Below are 22,710 nucleotides of genomic sequence, written 5' to 3' on the forward strand. Positions count from 1 at the left end.
AAAACAACATGATTTATGACGATCACTCAAGGTTATATCTAAAGCTTGAAATTAGCATTTAGGAAAAATTACTTCTCAATAATAAATACAAAAATCAGGAATTTAAAACAGTTAAAAATAAAAAACACGAATAACAAAAATACCAAATTATAATAGATAACAATACCCCAACAGCATATTCCACTGGGGTACCATTTATGTAATCTTATTCAACAATGGTTAAGTTCTTAGTGCCTAAGAAGTCTCCATACTTAGAGTAAAGATATATCGTCACTGGACCTGCACTTTCGCCGCCTACTTCGAGCCTGTACCCTGACTCATTGATTATTCTGGCGTTATTGTTACTCAATGCCGCTTTGGTATCTTTAGCAAAATCATAATAAACACCATTAGACTGATGGAAGCCGACCCTGATATAAAAATTAAATGATTCACCCACTTTAATTTCATCAACAGGGATATCCATATTATACCCTGTCATCCATACTCCATTGGTAATCCGACTATCGACACCTATCGTATCTTCTGCTTGGTAAAGCTCACCGTTAAAGTAAATACTCCCAACGAATTCTGTATACGCATAGTCTCCATCATATTTTTCATCATAGAAAAACTTAAACCCTTGTAGTGTTTGTTCATAAGCAAGATCAGACGATCTGATTGTCCATGCAACATCTTCATATGGATAAGTAACGGTTGTGCCATTACTTAAAGCAACTTTCACATAAGGCTTATGATGAACATTAAGAACCAACTCACCGATAGCATTTTTTTGTGGGTAGTGAATTGTCGCACTTTGAACCGTCACTGCTTGTTCAACCTGAAGCACCACCGTTTTATCAACAGTCAGTCCATTGTATGAAGCCGTCAATTCAATAGTGCCAGATTTAAGTGGGTACAGCGTATTCCCTTGTATATCAATCAGCTTCTCATCTGGAGTTGAACTTTTAACGCTATAAGTTACTGAGCCTGCTGGTCGAGTTTGGCCATCCGTATAATGAACAGTAACAGTTGGGGTAATATGACCACCTACATATGTACTAACCGTCGCATTAATATTAACGTCGATAGACGCCATAGGATTACTCGGCACAGTCACTTCGATTGGTTCTGATGTCGCATTTCCATTTAGGGAAACTGCTTTAACATAGTAAGTTCCCGGTTGAAGAATACTCAATACTGCGGAATAGTCTGGGTTAGTTAAATCAACGGAATAATATTCTGACCCCAATTGATCATTTGCAGAGTTAGTCACCGTGAGGCTACAAGTTGCGCAAGGTTCACTAGCTCCTGTACTGACTTGGCTATAAATATTAAACGGATAGCCATTATCAGTGATTAGATAGTTGTCTACATCCGGGTTGTGCGGTGCCAACGTTAAGCTTTCAACCTGATCAGATGTCACCTCAATTTCCACTGAATTGCTCACACCATCTACACCATTAAGCTTGGCGTAAACTGTTCCTGATATAGCTTTAGTAATTGACACTTCACCTAAGGAATTACTGTCAATCATCGAACCAAAAATTGTAATTTCCGATGGATCAGTGACTTCACTTCTTAGACCCGAATTATAATTTTTATACACTGTGTATTTAAGCTTGTCGCCGACGCGATACGTTGCTTTCTCTAACTGCAACTCAAAATTGGTCAGGGTCATATCGACACCACCAACTTCTACATCAATACTCACGTCTGGAGACGCACTCAATTCTACTTTGCCATCCACTACAGATGTACTGTAGGCATTTAATGTGAAATCGATATTGTTGTCTTTAACAACGAGTTTATTACCAACCAAATTGACGCCTGAATGTGGAGTAGCTAATTGCCACACGATCGTATTGTCGATAGCCTCAGAACCATCTTCATAATGGAGCTTAAGACTTAGATCGAAAGTGTCTTTGCCCGGTAATTTCGCCACTTGTCCATCAAGTGCAGTAAGATTACCAATGGTCGCACTTCTTGAGCTCACAACAAGCGGAGAAATAACTGTAGTCGTAATATCTTGGCTAAATTCGCCATAGCTAATGCTTAGATTCGCATCCCCCGTACCTTCGTAGTAGAAAACACTTGAAGAGTCATCAAATGACTTGATACTTCCACTTACATTCCAATTGACTGAGTTAGAAATGTCTCTTCTCACCATAACACCATCAGCATCAAATGTTCCGATGGCTTGGTAAGCGGCAATATTGCCATCCATTGCGACGACATCACTTACCTGATGAACCTCAACACTAACCAAGCGACTATCCGTATTGACAGAACTTGTCGCTAATACCGAACCAGAACGGTCATATGCAACTATCTCAAAATCACCCAGATCTTCAGGCGCATAAATATTATCAATATCAAAATATTCTTGACCTTCAATCACGACCTTACTGATCTGCTCTTCCGCGGTTTGACTCTGGCTATAAGAGCGTATAAGCCTATTAATATTTTGGGTACTAGAGCCTATAGAAATCTTTTCACCTGGTAGTGAGTAATAAACCTGTTCCGAAAACTTGAATTGCTCTTGTTTTTCTTCATTAATCGATTGAGATGTTTCTTCATGCCCACAGCCTACCAGCCCCAAGCATAATACGAATGCCCATAAAAATTTATATTTCATGTGTATACCCCCTGCGTAATTTCGGGGGATCATAAATAGACATAAAGAAACTAAAAATGGCAGATGAATTACAATTTTTTTCATGAATCAAGTGATTACTATGAGCTCGTCATAGAAATGTTCAAGACAGAGAGGGGAAAATTAAAAAAACCTTTATTATCAACACTTAAGATAAACAATAAATGTAAATAGATTAAATGAACTGCTTTATTTCAACGTTTCTATATAAATAAAAATCAGAAAAGTTACCTTTTTAAAAACCATGCTGATTCTATAAATCATTATAAAAACACTCTCCTTTAATCCCAGCCACTATTAATTCACCCTTTTCTCATTCAAATGAAGTTTAACAGCATTACTAATCCACAATACTTAATTAGAACATTTACTCAAGGGTTCACAGGCACAGAAGTCAAGATCGACACAATCAAGGTGCTACAAGTAAGGCCAACACCTTTTCTTCATAGAGCAACCAAATAATTAATCATCACGACAAAAAACTCGATTAGTACTACCACTCAATTGCTGCTTTAATCCGCACCGAAGAGATTTTCAAACTCTATTACTTAACTTCAAGGTGTTTACTATGTTCGCAATTGATGATGTAGTTGTTGCAACTAAAGGTGTTGATTTAGGCCAAATGGTTGTTGTTGGTCTAAGCAGCGGCGGTTACTACGTTCGCGTTTCTGTTGACGGTATGTCGCTAACTTACCCTGCAGCAGACCTGAAGAAAGCGTAATCGCCTCTAACTGTTACAAAAAAGCCCCGACAGCGTATGTTGTCGGGGCTTTTGCATTTCTATAAATAACGACGTTTATTTAGAACGAGAGTACTTAGGCTGTGCTTCGTTTTTATCCATTTCCGTAAATAGACCTTTTACCAAGCTGACACAGCCAATCAGTAAGATAATCGTAAACGGCATCGCCGCGATAATCGTGATCGACTGAAGAGCTTGAATCGACTGAGTACCACCAATCCAAAGCATAACAATCGCAATTAGACCTGAGATGATCGCCCACACGATTTTCTGCTTCATTGGTACTTCTAACTTACCACCTGCCGTCATGCTATCAATTACGATAGAACCAGAGTCTAGTGTCGTTACAAAGAAGACAACGATAAGTACCACAGCCACTACCGATAGAATGTCACCAATCGCGTAAGCTTCTAGCATGTAGAACAGGCTGAGAGAAACATCGTTAAGCTGTTGCTGAACACCTAACAGACCCACTTTATCGATCATCTGTTGGATAGCGATTCCACCAAAAGTAGACATCCAAGCTGTAGTCACCAAGGTTGGGATGATCAGTACGTAAGATAGGAATTCACGAACCGTACGACCTTTAGAAATGCGCGCTACGAACATACCAAAGAACGGGGCATACGCGACCCACCACGCCCAGTAGAAAACCGTCCAACCGTGTAGGAAGGTGGTATCTTCACGGCCTGAAGTCTGGCTCAAAGGAACAATGTTCTTCACATAACCCACAACCGCTGTCGTCATTGAATCAAACACAGTGGTGAAATTAAGCATCGCCATCAAACCCAAGAATAGGAACGCAATTGCCATATTCAGGTTACTTAGCAGTTTCACACCACCATCCATACCTCGCAGTACAGAGATAATCGCTAGACCCATGATGAGTACGATAATAGATTGCTGAAGTAACAAACTATTGTCCAGACCAAACACATGGCTAATACCGCTGGCTGCTTGTGTACCACCTAAGCCAAGAGATGTTGCCAGACCAAATAGAGTAACCAATACCGTCAGTACATCAATCACGTCACCTGTTTTTCCCCAAACCTTGTCGCCAAGTAGAGGGTAAAAAACAGAACGCATCGATAATGGCAGACCTTTATTGTAAACAAAGTACGCCAGACAAAGCGCAGTGACACCATAGATTGCCCACGCATGGAAGCCCCAGTGGAAAGTTGCTGCACCTAGCGCAAGTTCACGCGCTTCAAGGGTATGCGATTCCACATTCAGTGGTGTGCCGTACCAACCAGTGTAAAACGCGGTTGGCTCAGCAACGCCCCAGAAGATAAGACCAATCCCCATACCCGCTGCAAACAACATGGTGATCCATGAAACGGTTGAGTAGTCTGCCGTTGCCCCTTCTCCGCCCAAACGGACTCTACCAAAAGGAGATAGTGCAACAACAACTGCAAACAATAAGAAGATGTTTGCGCCCCACATAAAGAGGAAATCGAAGTAAGAAAGAACGGCACCTTTAACAGAATCAATCGCTGCTTTAGCGTCTGCTGGTGATAGCAGGAGTAAGGTGACAATGAAAAGAAGAGATAGGCCTACTGAGGCGGTGAAAACAGTGTTGTGGACATCCATTCCCCACTTGTTAACGTTGTCTTGACCGACTTGGTAATCAGTAGATTCAATGCTGTATTTTTTTGATTTAAAGCTCATATATCATGAGGTTTACATATCCGACTCAACGAATATAAAGACCAACTCCATGTTAGTGATAGTTTGATTAGCGACGAAATACTCCGACCATCGTTGTGATGACACATACCCTTTCCTAGCAGGTATTGTGGGACTCATCACTAATCCCCAACACGCTATACTACCACATAGAGGGTGTTTTTTGGCTCAACTACACCAAAAACACCGTTAAGCGATACCAACACACTGTTAAATATACAAGTTATCTTTCGGCCCTTAAGATTGCTCTGCCCTCTTCAATTCAACCTTTGAATGGTTGGCTAACGAAACAAATAGTAAAGATGATGCAATGAGCATAAATGCGGTAAGAGTTTCAAGACATCAATAAAAAGCTAGAAGAATGGATGTTTAATTTGCTTAGGGAAAACCAAGAGCTGTGGAGCCGTGAGAGTTTGAAAGTAATTCCATACACTTTTGGTTTTATGGGCGCACAAGGGGAATTTCATGGAACATTACCAAAGATAAAAAGGCTGACGGACTCGTAACCGTCAGCTTTAACTTTACTTATTGAAATTTATCGCCCGCTGCGGCGACAAATGCCATCTCTACTAACAAGTTGGGATCGGCCAACTCAACTTTTACACAAGCTCGGCTTGGAGCTGTGCCTTCTTCAAACCATTCATCCCACACTTCATTGAGCGCGTCGAAGTTGGCAAAGTCCGTCAAGTAAATAGTTACTGATAAAATACGCGTTTTATCACTATCAACTGAGGCTAACATTTGCTCTGCTTGGTCGAAAATCTGTTGAATCTGCCCTTTTACATCAGCAGAAGTATCCGCTTCAGCAACTTCCACAAAGTTAGCGATACCATTAAAGATGGTCACGTCTGACCAACGTTTGGTCGGATTAATACGGTGAAGTGTCATTGTTGTTCTCATTCATTGTTAAGTTCTAATAGACAGACAGGAGCATCTATTTGGCACTGGTAGCCCGTTGCTCGCAAACTGCCGTCTTGAGGATTTCGGTGGTAACTGACTAGGTTGTTTGAATGCTGATTGGCCGCAATCAACCATTCACCACACGAGGAAATAATAAAGTCTCGCGGAAACAGTCCATCAACGTCGACCATGCTTACCCACCTCACAGTCTCTTCCGTCACGTCAAAACAACTGATCGCATTTTGCTGACGGCAAGACACATACACAAAACGCTCGTCATCAGAGAGTTTAATCGCGCTGGCGGCTTCACCTTTGTCGTGGTTTGGCAGTAAGTCAATCTGTTGCCCTACCTGCCAGCCTTGCTGTGTTTGATTCAAAACAACTAGCGTCTCGCTCAACTCACAGACTACATACGCGACATCTTCAGCACGGTTAAACACTAAATGTCGTGGTCCTGAACCAGCCGGAAGCGACAAAGCTTGTGTAAGTGTAAAGGAGTCATCTTCTACTCGATAAAACCTTACTGCATCGCTACCCAAATCAACACTGACTAATGTTGATTCGGTATTTTGAAATAGCACTTGATGGGCATGAGGAGATTGCTGACGGTCTTGATTTGGACCTTGACCTTCTTCAAACAACTCAACAATGCATTTTATTGGGATGCCTTGGCTATCCAGTGAGTAAATGCTCACATTGCCTGAACCATAGTTGGCGATAGCTAGGTACTGTTCGTCTGAGGAAGTAGCCAAATGGCACGGATAGTCACCTTCGATAGGAATAGCGTGCGCATGTGATCCTTTTAAGCAGACTAACTGAGCACCTTGCTGCTGAGAGACTTCCGAAAAACTATAAACCGCACGTGAAGACTGAATAAGATACGAAGGATTACGAATTGGGTAGAAATCATCAAGGCGGATAATCTCACCTGTTTTCTGATTTAAACTCACCTGACCAATTCCTCTACTTTGGCTTGGTGAATCAGTGTAAGTACCGACGAGGAAGCGTAAGTGACCACTTGCTTGCATGGCATAGATTCCAATCAATAAACGTTAGAAACAACAATGCCGCCAGCTTTCGCTAGCGGCAATTGGTTTTCACAATTACTTAGTTAAAGTCTGAAGTAAGCTCTCAGTCGGCTTAACAATGGCAACGATGGTTTCATCAAGGATAATCGCATTCTCATCAATCAAGCCTTGATACTCTGCTGCATCTTCTGCTCTCACTGTTTGACCTTGTTTAGCAATATCAATCAATGTTGCTGCTAATTCAGCCACCTTGACGGTCGCCTCAGCCACTTTCACAGTATCAACAGACGCTACATTGTTCGCGAAGATTGGCGCCGCCTGTTTCGCAGCCATAGAAGCCACTTGGTAGTGCATTGACAGCTTATCAAGCGCCGCTTTATCACCGTTTGCAAACTCAACCACCAAATCGTTCATCTCATACACGGCTAGGCTTTCAACCGGCAGTGCATCAGCGAATCGGTTCAGTCGCTCATATTGGTTGTATAGGTCACCTTTGTTTGGCGTTGAAATCCACTTTTCCCAATGGCGTGCGTAGTACTGAGCTGGCTCGATGTATTTGGCTAAGGTCTGCAATGATGTTACGTCTGCACCGTTCGCTAGGCGCTTAAGCATCATATTAGCATCCGCATGGTGGCGCATTCCTAGAGAGATCTCAGACCAAGTGTCCATCACACTCATACGCTGATACATACTGCGTTCATCAGTCAGTTCTTGGCTTGACCATAGACGCTCAGCAATGGCGTAACTACGAGGCCATAAGCGCTGCTCAATTGTCATCGAGTCTAGATTTTCGCCCCAAATCGTAATTTCACCACCAAGGATTAGATCTTGCTCGTCACCTTTAAGCTCTGCTGGATATCCACCATTTGGTTCAGGGATGACACTGCCTGACATAACGCTACCCGCAACAAGTTCACCTGTTGCAGGCCAACGCACGTTACCTACAAGCTGGTAGCTATTCTCTTTCAACTTGCCACCGGCAAATTCATAGTTGAACTCAGTGTATGACATAAAGTTGTCGAAGTGACCGCGGAATTTAACTCCTGGTACGTATTCTAAAATATGGACTTCTTCACGAGACTTACCGTTGTAGTCGGTAAATGCGCGGAATGATCCGTCTTTTGCTTCGATAATGGTTAGATTACCTTTACGTGGGCCACCCTTGTTACGAGGTTTAACCCAACCGTAAGTTTCAAATTTTTCACCACTATGAAGTTTGTCATCGACGGTGATTCCTGTTGGCATAGGGTCATTGCGGTAGTGGTAGCTAGTTGGCTGTGCTTGGTCTAGGTAGTAGCCCGTGGAAAGCACACCTTGGTAACCCTCTTTCGCCGCTCGGCCAATGCTATCGTGTCCACGCCAGCTTTGAATAACAATCGACTTAGGTAAGTCTTTATGCCAAATCTCATCCCAACCCGACATCTTCTTACCGCGCTCTTCAAGCATCTTCTCAACTTTGGTGTTGAGGTAAGATTGTAAGCCGCGCTCACCATCTAGGTTATTGTCAGCAATGAACTTTTGAATCTCTGGATTTTCTTTCCACTGTTTGTAATTTGGCTCATCACCACCAATGTGGAAATACTCGTCAGGGAAGAGTTCAACAACCTCATCAAACACACTTGCTAGCATGGTATAAAGCTCAGGGTTAGTTGGATCCATCAGTGGTTCAAATACCCCCCAACCACGTTGCTGCGGGTAAGATTGCTCGCCCATACCAGACATCAACTCTGGATAAGCGTGCGCAACAGCAGACGCATGGCCTGGCAATGAAATTTCTGGAATAACACGAATACCTAGATTGCGCGCGTAGTTCACAACATAACGAATTTCGTCTTTGGTGTAGTAATCACCATCTGCCGTTTCTGACCAAAGCTTGGTGTAGTTATCAAGCTGAATACGAATGCCTTGGTCATCCCAAATGTGCCAATGGAAGACGTTCATCTTGGCTGAAGCCATAGCATCCAGTTGACGTAGGATGACATCTAACTCAATGAAGTGGCGAGCGGTATCGTAAGAAACACCACGCCATTTAAAGCGAGGTTCATCTTCAATCGACACAACAGGTACTGAGTAACCCGATGCGTCAGTTGTGACTAGCTGAAGGAATGTCTCTAAACCATGGAATGCACCGTATGGGCGATCTGAAGAAATACGGATTTGACCATCTTCAACTTCAAGTTGGTATGACTCGTCACTTTCGATGTTCTGTACGTCGTCTTTCGGCCCCTTGCGAATATCAATCACTAGAGTCGCGTCTTTTTCAGACTCAGCCTGCCAGTGGAGCATTGGCAGGCCAGTCTGACGGTATAAACGTTCCATCGTGCGTTTAGCATTAAACTGAACACGCTCTGAATCGTAACCTTTGATGTAAATGCTAAATTCTTTATCAATGCTAACCGTACCAGAACCCAGTTCCACTTCTTGCGGGTAAGGCATTAGGTTAAGGTCAGTGTTTGGAGCCATCGCCATAACGTTAGTACTTAGCCATCCAGAAATCAGTAGGGTAAGAGTGGTTCTTTTCATCTTTGTATTCCTATTATTTTTTATTATTGGATTTCTGTTATGCGACTAACTCAACAGCTTCACGCACTAGTCGGCCAATTTCATCCCACTGCTCATTTTCGATTAATGCTGGTGCCACCATCCAAGTACCACCGCAACACACCACACGATCAATCGCTAGGTAGTCATTCACGTTACCCTTACCAATACCGCCTGTTGGCATTAGGCTCACATCAACGTAAGGCGCTAATAATGACTTCACCATTGCCACACCGCCTGATGCTTCTGCTGGGAAGAATTTTAAGAAGTTAAGACCAAGTTCTAGTGCTTGCTCTACTTGGCTTGGGTTGTTCACACCAGGAACGATTGGCATACCGATCTCTTGGCAGTAACGAACCGTATTTGGATTTAGACCCGGCGCTACCACAAATTCAGAGCCTGCCGCTTTTGCCTGATCTACTTGCTCTGCGTTAAGTACCGTACCTGCGCCAACGCACATTTCTGGGTAAGCTTCGCTCATTGCTTTGATAGAGGCTGCCGCTGCTTCTGTGCGGAATGTCACTTCTGCTACCGGAAGACCATTTTCGACCAAAACTTTCGCTAGCGGAATGGCGTGTTCAACTTTGTTGATTTGAATTACTGGGATTACTTTGAACTGTTTTAGTTTGTTGATCATTTCGTTTGTCATTGTTCTATACCAATCAAAAATTAAGAAAGGGTGAGGTGCGCCATTTCCGATTTAGGAATGATCGCTCCTGAAAATTGAATAACGGTTGAGGCCAGTTGATGTCCTAATGTTGCAGATGCTTCTGCGCTTTGACCATTTAGGCGTGCAGCCAAATACCCTGCAGCGAACGAGTCCCCCGCAGCGCACGTGTCTACCACGTTGGTTACACGTTCAGCACTCACATAAGCGTGCTGCTGCTCACCATCTTGCTGCCAAATCACTTTACACGGCTCACTACCACGCTTAATTACGGTCTCTTTACAACCTAAGCGCAGACTGCGTTGCTCCACGCTTTCGTCCTCCCCCCAAACAAGCTGGTCATCATCTTCTGTAATAAGAGCAATATCGACGATAGGTAGCAGTTGGCTATACCAAGTTTGGGCCTGCTCAGTTGTCCATAGTTGTGGTCGGAAGTTGTTGTCGAAAATAACTTTACCACCGGCCACCGAAAACTGCTTTAACGCACCAATAAGCCGTACCTTACTTGCATCGGAAAGAATCGCTAGGCTAATACCACTAAGGTATACAAAATCCAGCTCACCTTGTTTCATCGCTTGTTCTAACTTGCTCAGATCGCTGCTTGTAAAGTAGCTTTTCACCGCGGCGCTATCACGCCAGTACATAAAGCTGCGCTCACCGTGCTCATCAGTTTCAACCATATATAAACCAGGCAGTTTATCGCCATATTGCTGAACCAACGCGATATTAATACCTTCGCCTTGCCAAGTTGAAATTAGCTGCTGAGAAAGCGCATCTTCACCAAGACCTGTTGCATAACTCACTGTTACAGGGGTATTTTCTGTTAGGCGAGAAAGATAAAGTGCAGTGTTTAACGTGTCGCCACCAAAGCCTTTTTTTAGAGGAAGGCCGCTTAGTTCGATCATGCATTCACCAAAGAATGCAATGTGAAGTTGATTTGTCATTGAGAGGCTAACCTTATCAAAGAAGGTGGCTCCGTTGAGCCACCTGATTTCAGTGTCTAATTACGATGCACTTTGCGCAGTTTTGCGATTTTGAAGAGACGCATCTTCTTCAATTTGACCTTTGTCTGAAAGTTCCATTTCCATCAATGCACGCTCATCGTCAAGGATTGCACGAGCCATCTCAGGTGTCACTTTGTTCGCTGGTGTCGCCATGCTAACTACCACACCTAGCGTTAGAGCAAATAGACATGAAGGAATCACAGGGTTGCCCCAGAAAGCCGTTAGGTCAGCATTTAACATTACAGTGAATGAAGCAACTGACGCGCCCACTAATGTTGCGATAGCACCTTGCCAGTTGTAGCGTTTCCAGAAGCGACCTAGCATGCCGCAAACAAACATGCCTGACATCACTGTTGAGATCATCTTAGTGATGTAGCCGATGATGTCGTTTGAGGTTAGTGCAAACAGTAGAGCAAAACCGATAACCACAATCAGAGCAAGACGAGAGTAGTTCAGCATCGATTCTTTGTTTGGTACGCGGCCAGTAAACATTACATATACGTCACGAAGCAGAATCGATACACCAGCGATAGCATCAGAACTTGCACTCGACATTGTTGCAGAAAGACCAGCGATAAGAACAATCAGACCAACACCCACAGGAAGAACCGTCGCCGCTACGTAAGGAAACGAGAAGTTCGGATTATCTAACGTCGGGTCAATCGCATGTGCTGCCATACCGATGATTGCTGGAATGATAGAGAAGAATAGGTATAGAACACCTGACGCCACAAATGAACGACGAATTGTTGAAACATCTTTACCAGAGTATATGCGCTGGCGGAAAGAAGGCGTTGCCAGAACACCAACACCAATCACTACAGCCAGTGAGATAGCAGGTAGCAAACCGAGTTTTTCAATCGCTAAGAAGCTAGTTGCCGCAGGGTCCATCGCTTCATATAGGTTATCAAGGCCACCAATGTGCTGCACAGAAAGTACCGCCATTAGGATGAAGCCAGCAAATAGAATGATTGCTTGAATCGTATCTGTCCATACAACGGCAGTGTAGCCACCAATAACAACATAGATCGTAAAGGCTGCTGCAATGATCACTTTTGCTGTATTGAGGTCAATATCCGCAATCCAAGCTAGGTACATACCACCACCTAGAATATGCGCGCCTAACCAACCAATAGAAGCGATAAAAATAAGCAGACCAACGACGTTTTTCACAATGCGATTCGCACCAACGTAATACGCCAGTTCTTCACTCATTGTCATAAAGTTAAGTTTACGCACTGGGGCAAACCATAACGCCAACAATAGAATGCCGACTGCGCCACCAATGCCATAAAGAGCACCGGCCCAACCATTAGCGTAACCAAAGCCGACAGCACCCATACTTGAGCCCGTGCCAACCATAGTTGCAACAGTGGTACCTAAAACAAGGAACAGAGGAAGGCCACGGCCACCCAGTAAGAAATCTTCACCTGATTTTTGATTGCGTGATACGAACCAGCCAAGCCAGATTAAAAAAAGGACATAGGCGCCAAAACCAGTAAGGAAAAGTGTGCTATTCATCAAACACCTCTTAGGAAAAATCCATATTCAATTGAGATTTATTACAACAGCAGTAATTAAATCTTATTCCTATATAAACAGTTAAAATATAAGTAGATATTTAATTAACTATTTATAGCGCTGTTGTTTATTGTTATTTTTTGTAGGGAGGAAGCGCCGAGGTAATTCTAACAGGGAATAGATTAACCCCGACACTTAATACTATATAATTGTGATGTTTATCGGCGATCTTCGCGGAAACACGTCACATCAACTTCAACTTTTACATCAACTACTAGGTCACAAACCATACAGATACGTGCAGGTGGGTGCTCGCCAAAGAACTCTTTAAATACTTTGTTAAATGACTGGAAGTAACGAGAGTCTGTTAAAACAACCTTAACATGCACAACGTCTGCTAGCGTGTAGCCCGCTTCTTCCATGATGTCGACACAGTTCTGAATTGCTAGGCGAGATTGATCGATGATGCCACCTTCAACGACTTCGCCATCTGTCATTGGTGTTTGACCTGATACATAAAGGAAGCCACCCGCTTCGGTTGCACGTGCAAATGGAAGATGTTGACCACCGGTACCTGTACCACCTTCTACACCGTAACGTTTAATAGACATAATATTCTCCAGTATTTAAAAATTTAATTAATATAAGTAACAATTGATATTTATTTTAGGAATCATTTATCTTCTATAAATAAATGTTCCATTTCTTTTTTCGCTAACGTTGCCTTCAAAATAAGACAAGTCACCATTTACAAATACAGATTCAATACCTTGCGCCATCGAAATAGGATTTTCGAATGTCGCTGTATCTTTAATTGTATTCGGATCAAATAAGACTAAGTCTGCAAATGCACCAACACGAATTTCACCACGACCTTGCAGGTTGTATCTTTGTGCCGACATTCCAGTCATTTTGTGAATCGCTTCCGCCAACGAAAATAGCTTTTCTTCTCGGCAGTAGTGACCCAATACCTTAGGGAAAGTCCCCCATAAACGAGGGTGTGGATGCGGATCGTTTGGTAAGCCATCAGAGCCCACCATAGTTAACTTGTACTTAAGAACACGTTTAACGTCGTTTTCGTCCATACAGTGATAAACCGCACCGGCAGGCTGCAATGCTTTTGCTGCTTCCATTAAAGGTAGGTTCATTTCATCCGCAATCTGTTTTAGCGTTTTACCTGCATGTTCTGGCTTAGCTTCTGACCAGGTAATGAAGATGTCGAAATCATCCGTTACCTGTTTCAAGTCAAGAGTCGAAGAGCTAGCTGAATATGGGTAACAATCACAAGACACATCTTGGTGCTCAGACACCTTGTCCATCAGATTCAGAACTTCAACGGTACGTCCCCAGTTACCTGCCCCTGCACACTTCAGGTGAGAGATCACGACTGGAACTTTGGCAAATTGGCCAGTTTCAAACGCTTCTTCCATCGCAGAAATGATTTCTTCAAATTCAGTGCGCATGTGCGTGGTGTAAATACCGCCATGCTCACCTAATATTTGCGCTAAACGCATCACTTCATCTGCATTGGCTTGTTTTGCGCTTGCGTAAGCCAAACCAGAGCTCAAACCAAGTGCTCCTTCCGCCATTGCTTGATCAAGGGCAACACGCATCTGAGCAATTTCTTCATCGGTCGCGGTGCGTTGAAGATCATCCATTACGTTATTACGTAGGGCCGTATGACCAACCAACGCCGCAACGTTAACAGCAGGTTTTGCTTCTTCTACTGCTTTTGCATAACTCGCAAACGTTGGATATTTAAAGTCTTCACGCTTACCCAGTAGGTTCATCGGGTCAGGTGGATCGCCCGCTAATACCGCTGGGCTTGCGCTGATGCCACAGTTGCCAACAATCACAGTAGTGACACCTTGGCTAATCTTTGGCAGACACTCAGGGAAACGAATCACATTAGTATCGTCATGAGTGTGAACATCAATAAAACCAGGTGCGATAGCTAACCCTTGTCCATCAATAACGCGTTTTGCTTCTACTTCACCTAGCTGGCCGATCTGTTCAATTCGATCGTGACGAATGGCGATATCAGCCGTGTATGACTCGGCGCCGGTACCGTCAAAGACTTCTATACTTTTTATAATGGTATCGAACAACATTGTTCACCTTTTTCGTCTCTCGTTTGCATGAGCTCAATATTAATAATCTCAGCTACAAAATCAGTGATAAAACACACAAAAAATGCCAATTTGTTTGATACTTTCTAACATTAATATTAATGTAGATAGTAACAAACAATACAAATCAAACACTTAGAACATGTTAGAAGCGAGCTTGCGATGAAGGATTTAGGAAATAATTGTGATAAAAACTATCACAAAGAACACGCTAACCAACCAGGACAAGGGGAAAAGTCTCAGCCTTATCAACCAGATAGCCTTGAGAAATACAGCCTGATTAATGAAGAGATCAGTCTACCTGCAGCTGTGATTCAACAATCACGACTGAAGAACAACCTTGATTGGATGCAGCGCTTTGCTACCCAACACGGAGTGAAGTTATGCCCTCATGGAAAAACCACCATGACGCCAGACTTTTTCCGTCAACAACTGAGTCACGGAGCATGGGGTATTACCGTTGCCACTGCTGCTCAAGCAGAAATTGCAACCATGGCCGGCGCTAAACAGATCATCATCGCTAATCAGCTGGTTGGTAAAGCAAATATGGCGATCGTAGCCAACCTAATTGAACAGCATAATGTCGAGATCTATGCTTGCGTTGATTCAGAACTGAACATCGATGCTCTCGGCGCTTACTTTGCACAGCGACAAGTCACGCTTAATCTATTGATTGAATTTGGAGTCGAAGGCGGTCGATGTGGCTGTCGAGATGAACGCCAAGTGGCGGTGCTTGCTCAAACTATCCACCAGCACTCTCACCTATCATTGCGCGGCGTGGAAGTTTACGAAGGGGTCATTCATAGCGAACATGCCGAGCAATTGATTCGCGATTTCCTGATTCAAACATTGACCTTAGCTCGCGAACTCTCGAACGATCAGCTCATTTTGGGCAAGCCTATCGTCACCGGCGCAGGTTCCGCATGGTATGACGTAGTATCGGAATGTTTAGCTAACCTAGTTGATGTAGACGCTATCATTCGCCCAGGCTGTTACGCCATTCATGATACGGGCATCTATCTAGAAGCACAGAATAAGGTCATGGCTCGCGCCGAGAAAAATCAGGGGGCAGCATGCGATCTTGGTGGCGACCTTCAATCTTCATTGGAAGTTTGGGCTCACATCATTTCACGTCCTGAGCCGACCAAACTTGTTGCCGGTTTAGGAAAACGTGATGTCGCTTTTGATGCTGGCTTACCAATCCCTGAACGTGCGTATCGTAATGGACAATCGATTGAAGTGGGTAAAGCCATCACAACAGCGGTGATGGATCAGCACGCTTTTATCGAAATTGAAGCGGACAGTGAGCTCAATGTGGGTGACATTATCGCGTTTTCGACCTCACACCCATGTTTGACGATCGATAAATGGCGTTCAATTGCGATTTGTGATGACGAATATAACGTCACACATTGGGTTGAGACTCGTTTCTAACCCGCTTAGCTTTAGTCACCTCACTTTTTGGGTATACTAATCAGCAAAGTATTGGAGGCTGATGCTCTAACTGTCTAATGCCAGTTAAGTTTTAGCCTCCAGCATAGAATAATAGGAAAATACGTTGAGTTTAGAAGTCGATATTATTTCGCGGATTACCGAGCGATTCAGCGCACTACGAGATGCGGAAAAGAAAGTCGCCAAGTTGATCATGGACGACATAGAAACTGCCGCGAATGCCAGTATTACTGAACTTGCGGAAAATGCTGAGGTTAGTGAAGCCACCATCACACGCTTCGCCAAAGCCGTTGGCTGTAAGAACGTGCGTGATATGAAAATAAAGCTCGCTCAAACCCTCACCGTCGGCCAGCGCTTTATTCTTGAGCCACCAGACCAAAGTGGTTATCAAGGTATCTACGAATCTATTAAACAGTCATTAGATATCAACCGAAACCTAGTCAATGAAGCAGACATTAATACTGCGGTCGCATGGCTACATGGGGCAAGACAAGTGATTTCGATTGGTATGGGTGGCGGCTCGACGATTGCTTCGCAAGAAATGCAGCACCGCTTGTTTCGCTTAGGTTATGCCGTCGTTGCTTATAATGACGGTCTTATGTCACGAATGGTGGCTTCAACGGCGGATAGCAATGACGTACTGGTGATGCTGTCTGCTACAGGTTATACCCCAACCATCGTTGAAACTGCCGAGCTTGCAAAAGAGTATGGCGTTAAAGTGATTGCGATTACGCCTAAGTCGACCCCTCTATCAGATATTGCAGATTTGACTCTGCCTATCGAACACCAAGAAACCGACTTTATCTATAAACCATCAGCATCACGTTATGCGATGTTAGCACTTGTCGATGTGCTTTCTATGGCACTCGCGGTCAACCATAAACGCCGCTCACGTGACAAGCTACGTCGTCTAAAGCTGGCTCTAGACTCCTATCGTGGTGGTTTAGATAGACAGCCACTTGGAGACTAGCCAATCGTTTCCTTCTAGGTTAAAAATCAAAGCCTCGTATAAAGCGAGGCCTTTTTATAACTAGATTACAGTCCTGAACTTTCATCAATTCAATATATTGCCTTTATGTTTAGTTTTCCTGAACATCTGTATTTTATTACTTGATTTTTATTAACTCGTGCAGTCGGTACTCTTTAAGAAAACAAAGGAGCCGAACAATGAGTAGTACTAGCGATAACTTCGATTTAGAACAATACTGCAACGAAATTGACCTTCGAATCACGGAGCAACAAGCACGTGATTTAGGGTGGACGTATGAAGATAAACAGCGCAAACCTGTAGGTCGAACGACTGTCTGGAAAGTGTGCTATGCATCATTACTGGCATTGTTTGCCTTTATCCTAATCTGCGCTGGTACATAACAACACGATCAATACCCAACCACTTCAATGTTTCTCCTAGTAAATACTTAAGCCGCGGCTGAAAAGAGGAACTTCTGATTTTTGCACTTTTCTCTTTTTCTTTTCCCAAATAAGCGTACATTGAGCACATCTTCTTGCTAGTAAGGTTTCTCCATGAATGAGTTGGAAAAGATGATGTCGGGGCAAATATTCGATGGTGCTGCCCCAGAAATTGACTCAATACGCAAAACTGCGGCTAACACTCTGCAAAAATTCAATACCTGCTTAGACAGCGACCAAAGATTTGAACTACAACAGCAGCTGTTTGGCGACGTTGGCCAAAGCATGATTCGCTCACCGTTTCATTGTGAGTTTGGTAAAACCATCTCAATTGGTAACGATACTTTCATTAACATGAATGTCGTGATGCTTGATGGTGCTCCGATCACTATCGGCAATAACGTGATGATTGGCCCAAGTAGCCAACTTTATACCGCTTCACATTCTCTTGACCACCTGAGCCGGCGTAAATGGGAAACCTACTGCCTCCCAATCACCATTGAAGACGATGTGTGGATTGGCGGCAACAGTGTGATTAACCAAGGCGTGACTATTGGTGCTCGTTCAGTAATTGCTGCCAACTCGGTGGTTAACAGTGATGTTCCACCTGACTGCTTATACGGTGGTACTCCTGCTAAACTGATTCGTCGGTTGGATTCTGAAAAGTAACCGCTTTAAATAACAAGTTAAAAAAGAACCCAGTCAATGCTGGGTTCTTTTTTTCTATCAGTTCTAAGCGAAGAATGAACGCCTAATCCACGTATTTAGCAAACCTTAAGCTCATCACCCAACCTAGAGCGCCAAGAGCGACATAAACCAATAGGTTAATAAGCCCCATATTGGCGAACGCACTGAATGGGTTATCCACTGTTAGTAACTCAAACGGTAGAAGAGAAGCCGCTTCAATGAAGTGCCCTATTCCATGGATACCTAGCAGCGATTTGGACAATAACTGAATCACAAATAACGCCACTAGGATAACAAGCAGCGGTGAGTTTACCTTTTGCGATACCGCAAGCGATAGCGTTGCCATTGGAATAAGTGCAAAACCAATGAGCCACATACGCCCAATAAACTCTAACCAGTTAGTGAAAACATACAGTACTGACTCGCCGGTTGAAAAAAGTGGAAACTTGTCCCCTACAGCTAAGTTAATTCCCCACATTAGAAAATCGGCACCGAACACCAAAACCGAGCAAATCACCGGCACCACCAGCAACCCGAAGCAAAGTTTCACTAAATGAACCTGAACATCACTCACTGGCATACTGCGCCAAAACATCAAGCTCCCTTCTTGGCGCTCTTTGCGTAACGTCTTTGGGAAGTATAGTCCTGACAAAATTAACGACAGAATACCGGCAAAGCCGAACACTAGGTGACTTAACTGCTTGCCAAGCTCAAAGTTCGAGTCAAAGCCGCCACTGTAGGTCAGTTCATAAGTGACATTACTTTGGATAGAGCTGTTCATGATGATACTAAACAGAAAAACCACACCACAGATGAGTAACGCCAATGGCACTCGAGTGATCATTTTGTGCTCTAACCACTCTTTCTCAAGCATATAAATATTGGTGTTCATTATGCAGCCCCTTTCTGTATCGCCAAGAACAAGTCAGCCAGTTTTACATTGTAAATTCGCTTAACGTCCCCCAATTTTTCTGCCTGTTCGGCTTCTAATAACCAACGAGTACAGCCAAGTCCTTTCTCACTTGATAATGGATATAGAGAAGCCATTTTTTGAGCGTCTGCGTCATTGGTCTCCACAATCACGAAGTCATTTTCAATATTGGCCATCGTTGATTGCAGTACCGCTTCACCTTGCTTAAGGATTAGAACATCCGTCAGCAAATGCTCTATCTCTGAAACTTCATGGCTCGCAATAATCAGAGCACGTTCTCCATCGTGGAACCACTCCAATAGATGACGATAAAAGGTATCTCGATACACGAGATCAAGACCAAGGGTAGGTTCATCCAAAATCAAAATTTTCGTGTCGGTTGAGATGACCAGTGCCAAATGGAGCTGAACCTTCATCCCTTTTGATAGTGATTTGATTTTGCTGCTCGGATTAATATTGGTTTTCTCAAGCACACCGCGCGCTTTATCAATATCAAAGCTAGGATGAACACCAGCGGTATAACGGAGTAATTGGCTAACTTTCATCCAGTCTGGTAGCACGTTAACATCCGAAATATAGGAAAGATGCGCCATCACCTGAGCCCGCTCTTTGACTGGATCCATACCAAGAATTCTAATTTCACCTTGGTAATCATGCGCCCCTAGCAAGCTTTTGATTAACGTCGATTTTCCCGCACCATTATGGCCAAGTAGTCCAAGAACTTGCCCAGCCTTGAGCTCTAAATCAATATCTTTAAGCGCCTCACCTTGGCCTTTGGTTTGACCTGAGTACTGCTTCGATACTTGAGTCGCTTTGACTAATACACTCATGATTTTCCCTCAGCATGTTGTTTAAGCTGATTAATGAATTCATCTAATGGAATATCCAATTGCTCTAGTTTGTTAGCAATTGAAGGGATCTGCTGTTCTATAAACAATTGTCGCTGATTGCGCTTGAGTTGACTCACTGCACCATCAGAAACAAACATTCCCTGCCCGCGCTTTTTCTCTACTAACCCTTCATCCACCAATAACTGGTAGCCTTTCATCACCGTTAAATGATTGATTTTAAGGTCTGCGGCGACACTTCTCACCGATGGTAGCGCTTCGCCTTCCAGCCAAGTACCTTGCAAAATCTGCTCAGTTATTCGATCAGCTAATTGGCGAAAGATAGGTTGGCTCTCGTTCCACTCTGTCATGGTGTCACCTTATCAATACGCTTTAGTGTTATACATGGGTATAACACTAAAGCAATGCAATACGATTGCAAGACATTTATAAACTTAACTTTTGCTACTGATTAATTGATACAGATTAATAAAGCGTTAACTTGTGCTACATCACACTTTTGAAACCCGTAAGATACGTGCTTATTGAAGCAACCGAATACAGAGACAAACAGTGACGCGCGATCAATTTGAGTTATTAGCTCCAGGTGGTGATTTAGATTCAATCAAAGCAGCCATTGCGGCTGGTGCTGATGCTATCTACTGTGGCCTAGATAGATTCAATGCTCGTAACCGAGCGACAAACCTTACCTTAGATAACTTGAATGGCGTGTTAACACTGGCGCATCAGCATAACTGCAAAATCTTTCTTACTTTGAATGTGCTGATTCTTGAAAGCGAAATCCCAGCCATAGTTCGCCTATTAAGCCAGCTTAATACAACGGCAATAGATGGTGTCATCGTCCAAGACTTGGGCTTAGCATATATATTGAAACACCACTTTCCAGCACTCGATGTTCATGCCTCTACTCAGCTCAACACCCACAACGAAGGACAAATCCTGTTCCTCAATCAACTCACTGCAAGTCGAGTAAACCTGTCTCGTGAGCTCAACATTGATGAGATCAAACACCTTGCTCATTTTGGTAAGAAGCATGATGTGTTGATGGAAGTGTTTGTTCACGGTTCTTACTGCATTGGATTTTCAGGTATTTGTTACATTAGCTCAGCACGTAATGGGGCGTCTGGCAACCGTGGCCGTTGCAGCCAACCTTGTCGAGAACAGTACGAAACAACCAAAACAGGCAACAGCTACCCACTGAACATGAAAGACAACTCTGCTTTTGGAGATCTAGAAGCTCTGGTCGATGCTGGTGTTTATTCACTCAAAGTAGAAGGTCGAATCAAGAAGTCTCATTACGTCTATACCGTTGTCGATAATTGGCGTAAACAGATCGATCGTTTTTGCGATGGCGTTGAGCTCTCTAATGACACAACAGAGCTGTACACTGTCTTTAACCGCGACTTTTCAAATGCATTCTTAAAGGGTGAATTTGGTAAAGCAATGTATATCGATAACCCTAGGGATCATGCAGTAACGCATTTTTCGAAGGTCTATAAATGTACCAGTAGTGAGCAAGTCCAGCAGGTTAAGCAGAAGCTCTATGACGATAAAACTGCAATTATTGAAACGGTTACCGAAAAGACCCACTCAATGCGCTTAGAGTCGTCGAATGATAATGGAGCGAGCCTGAAAGGCGCAATTGATGTTCCACAGCTAAAACCTTTGCCAACACCAGCACCAGTTGAAGCAACTAGGTTATCTGTACTGATCTCTTCACCACAAGATATTAGTTTGGCAGATAACGCCAAGTGCTACTACCAACTGCCGATGGGCTTAGCCGCAGAATGTGACACACTAATTGAGTTGTTTACGGAGCACCCTAAGCTAATGCCATGGTTCCCCGCCATCTTGATTGGTGATGACTTCATTGCAGCGAAACGATTCTTACAAGCCATCAAGCCTACGCAATTAGTTACTAACAATTCAGGGGTTGGCATCATTGCCCAAGAACTTGGTTTAGCATGGGTCGCTGGGCCACAAATGAATATCACGAACTCTTATGCTCTCACCTGCTTACAAGAAGAGTTCAACTGCGCCGGTGCGTTTATTTCCAGTGAGCTTAATATGAAGCAGATGCGCCATATTAAGCGTGGCGATAACATGCGACTGTTCTACAGTATCTATCACCCTAATACCCTATTAACGAGTCGTCAGTGTCTGTTCCAGCAAACTGAAGGGTGCCGAAAAATTAAAGTGAACAAAGGGTGTTTGAAACGTTGTGAGAAACGTACGTCAATCATCAACTTAAAAGACAACCCATACGTGGTTCAAAAACATAAAGGCAGTCACAACTCCATTTATGCTGAGCACAATGTCATGAATCTAGATGTCCTGAAAGATTTACCTGGGCTGCTTACCGATGTGCTCATTGACTTACGTGATATCAGCACCGAAACACGTTTGCACGCAGGTAAGAAGAAGCTAATAGAGCAATTTAACCACCTATTAGCAACGAACGCTGCAGACCTGACAGAACTTCATACGTTGATCACTCCGACGACCAACGCGCAGTACCAGAAGGGTTTGTAA

19 protein-coding genes are annotated in these 22,710 nt (G+C 43.5%); 6 read left to right on the top strand and 13 right to left on the bottom strand.

The window, feature by feature from the left end:
* Window positions 1-205: 205 nt before the first annotated feature.
* The gene (locus AAFX28_RS03520; protein WP_408685674.1) at window positions 206-2,617 is read right to left on the bottom strand and encodes a hypothetical protein; all 2,412 of its coding nucleotides are present in this window, start codon (window positions 2,615-2,617) and stop codon (window positions 206-208) included.
* Between the two features lie 586 nt (window positions 2,618-3,203).
* Between AAFX28_RS03520 and AAFX28_RS03525 the strand changes: the two genes are divergently transcribed.
* Complete coding sequence (locus AAFX28_RS03525; protein ID WP_408685676.1) at window positions 3,204-3,356, top strand: hypothetical protein; 153 nt, start codon at window positions 3,204-3,206, stop codon at window positions 3,354-3,356.
* Window positions 3,357-3,431: 75 nt separating this feature from the next.
* Here AAFX28_RS03525 and AAFX28_RS03530 read toward each other — a convergent pair whose 3' ends face one another.
* From AAFX28_RS03530 to AAFX28_RS03570, 9 genes are all read right to left on the bottom strand, one after another.
* Entirely contained in the window at window positions 3,432-5,042 is a 1,611-nt protein-coding gene (locus AAFX28_RS03530; RefSeq protein ID WP_408685677.1) for a BCCT family transporter, read from the bottom strand.
* A gap of 543 nt (window positions 5,043-5,585) precedes the next feature.
* The gene (locus tag AAFX28_RS03535; protein ID WP_408685679.1) at window positions 5,586-5,948 is read right to left on the bottom strand and encodes a RidA family protein; all 363 of its coding nucleotides are present in this window, start codon (window positions 5,946-5,948) and stop codon (window positions 5,586-5,588) included.
* A gap of 8 nt (window positions 5,949-5,956) precedes the next feature.
* On the bottom strand, window positions 5,957-6,988 hold the full coding sequence (locus AAFX28_RS03540; RefSeq protein ID WP_408685681.1) for a lactonase family protein: 1,032 nt from the start codon (window positions 6,986-6,988) through the stop codon (window positions 5,957-5,959).
* Between the two features lie 75 nt (window positions 6,989-7,063).
* Window positions 7,064-9,511 (bottom strand): beta-N-acetylhexosaminidase, encoded by a 2,448-nt coding sequence (locus AAFX28_RS03545; protein WP_408685683.1) that lies wholly within the window; start codon window positions 9,509-9,511, stop codon window positions 7,064-7,066.
* 37 nt (window positions 9,512-9,548) lie between these two features.
* Window positions 9,549-10,178 carry a bifunctional 4-hydroxy-2-oxoglutarate aldolase/2-dehydro-3-deoxy-phosphogluconate aldolase gene (locus AAFX28_RS03550; protein ID WP_408685685.1) on the bottom strand — a complete coding sequence of 210 codons (630 nt, stop codon included), beginning with the start codon at window positions 10,176-10,178 and terminating at the stop codon, window positions 9,549-9,551.
* A gap of 20 nt (window positions 10,179-10,198) precedes the next feature.
* On the bottom strand, window positions 10,199-11,140 hold the full coding sequence (locus AAFX28_RS03555; protein ID WP_408685687.1) for a sugar kinase: 942 nt from the start codon (window positions 11,138-11,140) through the stop codon (window positions 10,199-10,201).
* Between the two features lie 60 nt (window positions 11,141-11,200).
* Window positions 11,201-12,721 (bottom strand): sodium:solute symporter family protein, encoded by a 1,521-nt coding sequence (locus AAFX28_RS03560; RefSeq protein ID WP_408685689.1) that lies wholly within the window; start codon window positions 12,719-12,721, stop codon window positions 11,201-11,203.
* A gap of 218 nt (window positions 12,722-12,939) precedes the next feature.
* Window positions 12,940-13,332, bottom strand: a complete 393-nt coding sequence (locus AAFX28_RS03565) for a RidA family protein (protein ID WP_408685691.1) — start codon at window positions 13,330-13,332, stop codon at window positions 12,940-12,942.
* Between the two features lie 66 nt (window positions 13,333-13,398).
* Window positions 13,399-14,832, bottom strand: a complete 1,434-nt coding sequence (locus AAFX28_RS03570; protein WP_408685693.1) for an N-acyl-D-amino-acid deacylase family protein — start codon at window positions 14,830-14,832, stop codon at window positions 13,399-13,401.
* Between the two features lie 180 nt (window positions 14,833-15,012).
* Here AAFX28_RS03570 and AAFX28_RS03575 point away from each other — a divergent pair, with 180 nt between their 5' ends.
* From AAFX28_RS03575 to AAFX28_RS03590, 4 genes are all read left to right on the top strand, one after another.
* Window positions 15,013-16,284 (top strand): amino acid deaminase, encoded by a 1,272-nt coding sequence (locus tag AAFX28_RS03575; RefSeq protein ID WP_408685695.1) that lies wholly within the window; start codon window positions 15,013-15,015, stop codon window positions 16,282-16,284.
* A gap of 124 nt (window positions 16,285-16,408) precedes the next feature.
* A complete protein-coding gene (locus AAFX28_RS03580; RefSeq protein ID WP_408685697.1) occupies window positions 16,409-17,272 on the top strand; it encodes a MurR/RpiR family transcriptional regulator in 864 nt (287 codons plus the stop codon).
* 197 nt (window positions 17,273-17,469) lie between these two features.
* Entirely contained in the window at window positions 17,470-17,673 is a 204-nt protein-coding gene (locus AAFX28_RS03585) for a hypothetical protein (protein WP_408685698.1), read from the top strand.
* Between the two features lie 153 nt (window positions 17,674-17,826).
* Window positions 17,827-18,381, top strand: a complete 555-nt coding sequence (locus AAFX28_RS03590) for a sugar O-acetyltransferase (protein WP_408685700.1) — start codon at window positions 17,827-17,829, stop codon at window positions 18,379-18,381.
* Window positions 18,382-18,463: 82 nt separating this feature from the next.
* Here the strand turns inward: AAFX28_RS03590 and AAFX28_RS03595 are convergent, their stop codons facing one another.
* Genes AAFX28_RS03595 through AAFX28_RS03605 form a run of 3 tightly spaced genes read right to left on the bottom strand, consistent with a single transcriptional unit; the run spans window position 18,464 to window position 20,528 of the window.
* Window positions 18,464-19,291 (bottom strand): hypothetical protein, encoded by an 828-nt coding sequence (locus tag AAFX28_RS03595; RefSeq protein WP_408685702.1) that lies wholly within the window; start codon window positions 19,289-19,291, stop codon window positions 18,464-18,466.
* A complete protein-coding gene (locus AAFX28_RS03600) occupies window positions 19,291-20,160 on the bottom strand; it encodes an ABC transporter ATP-binding protein (RefSeq protein ID WP_408685704.1) in 870 nt (289 codons plus the stop codon). The genes AAFX28_RS03595 and AAFX28_RS03600 overlap by 1 nt, the downstream gene beginning before the upstream one ends.
* Window positions 20,157-20,528 carry a GntR family transcriptional regulator gene (locus tag AAFX28_RS03605; protein ID WP_408685706.1) on the bottom strand — a complete coding sequence of 124 codons (372 nt, stop codon included), beginning with the start codon at window positions 20,526-20,528 and terminating at the stop codon, window positions 20,157-20,159. The genes AAFX28_RS03600 and AAFX28_RS03605 overlap by 4 nt, the downstream gene beginning before the upstream one ends.
* Before the next feature lie 202 nt (window positions 20,529-20,730).
* Here AAFX28_RS03605 and AAFX28_RS03610 point away from each other — a divergent pair, with 202 nt between their 5' ends.
* Entirely contained in the window at window positions 20,731-22,710 is a 1,980-nt protein-coding gene (locus AAFX28_RS03610; protein WP_408685708.1) for a U32 family peptidase, read from the top strand.

Source organism: Vibrio sp. TBV020 (assembly GCF_046056895.1).
Taxonomy (GTDB): Bacteria; Pseudomonadota; Gammaproteobacteria; order Enterobacterales; family Vibrionaceae; genus Vibrio.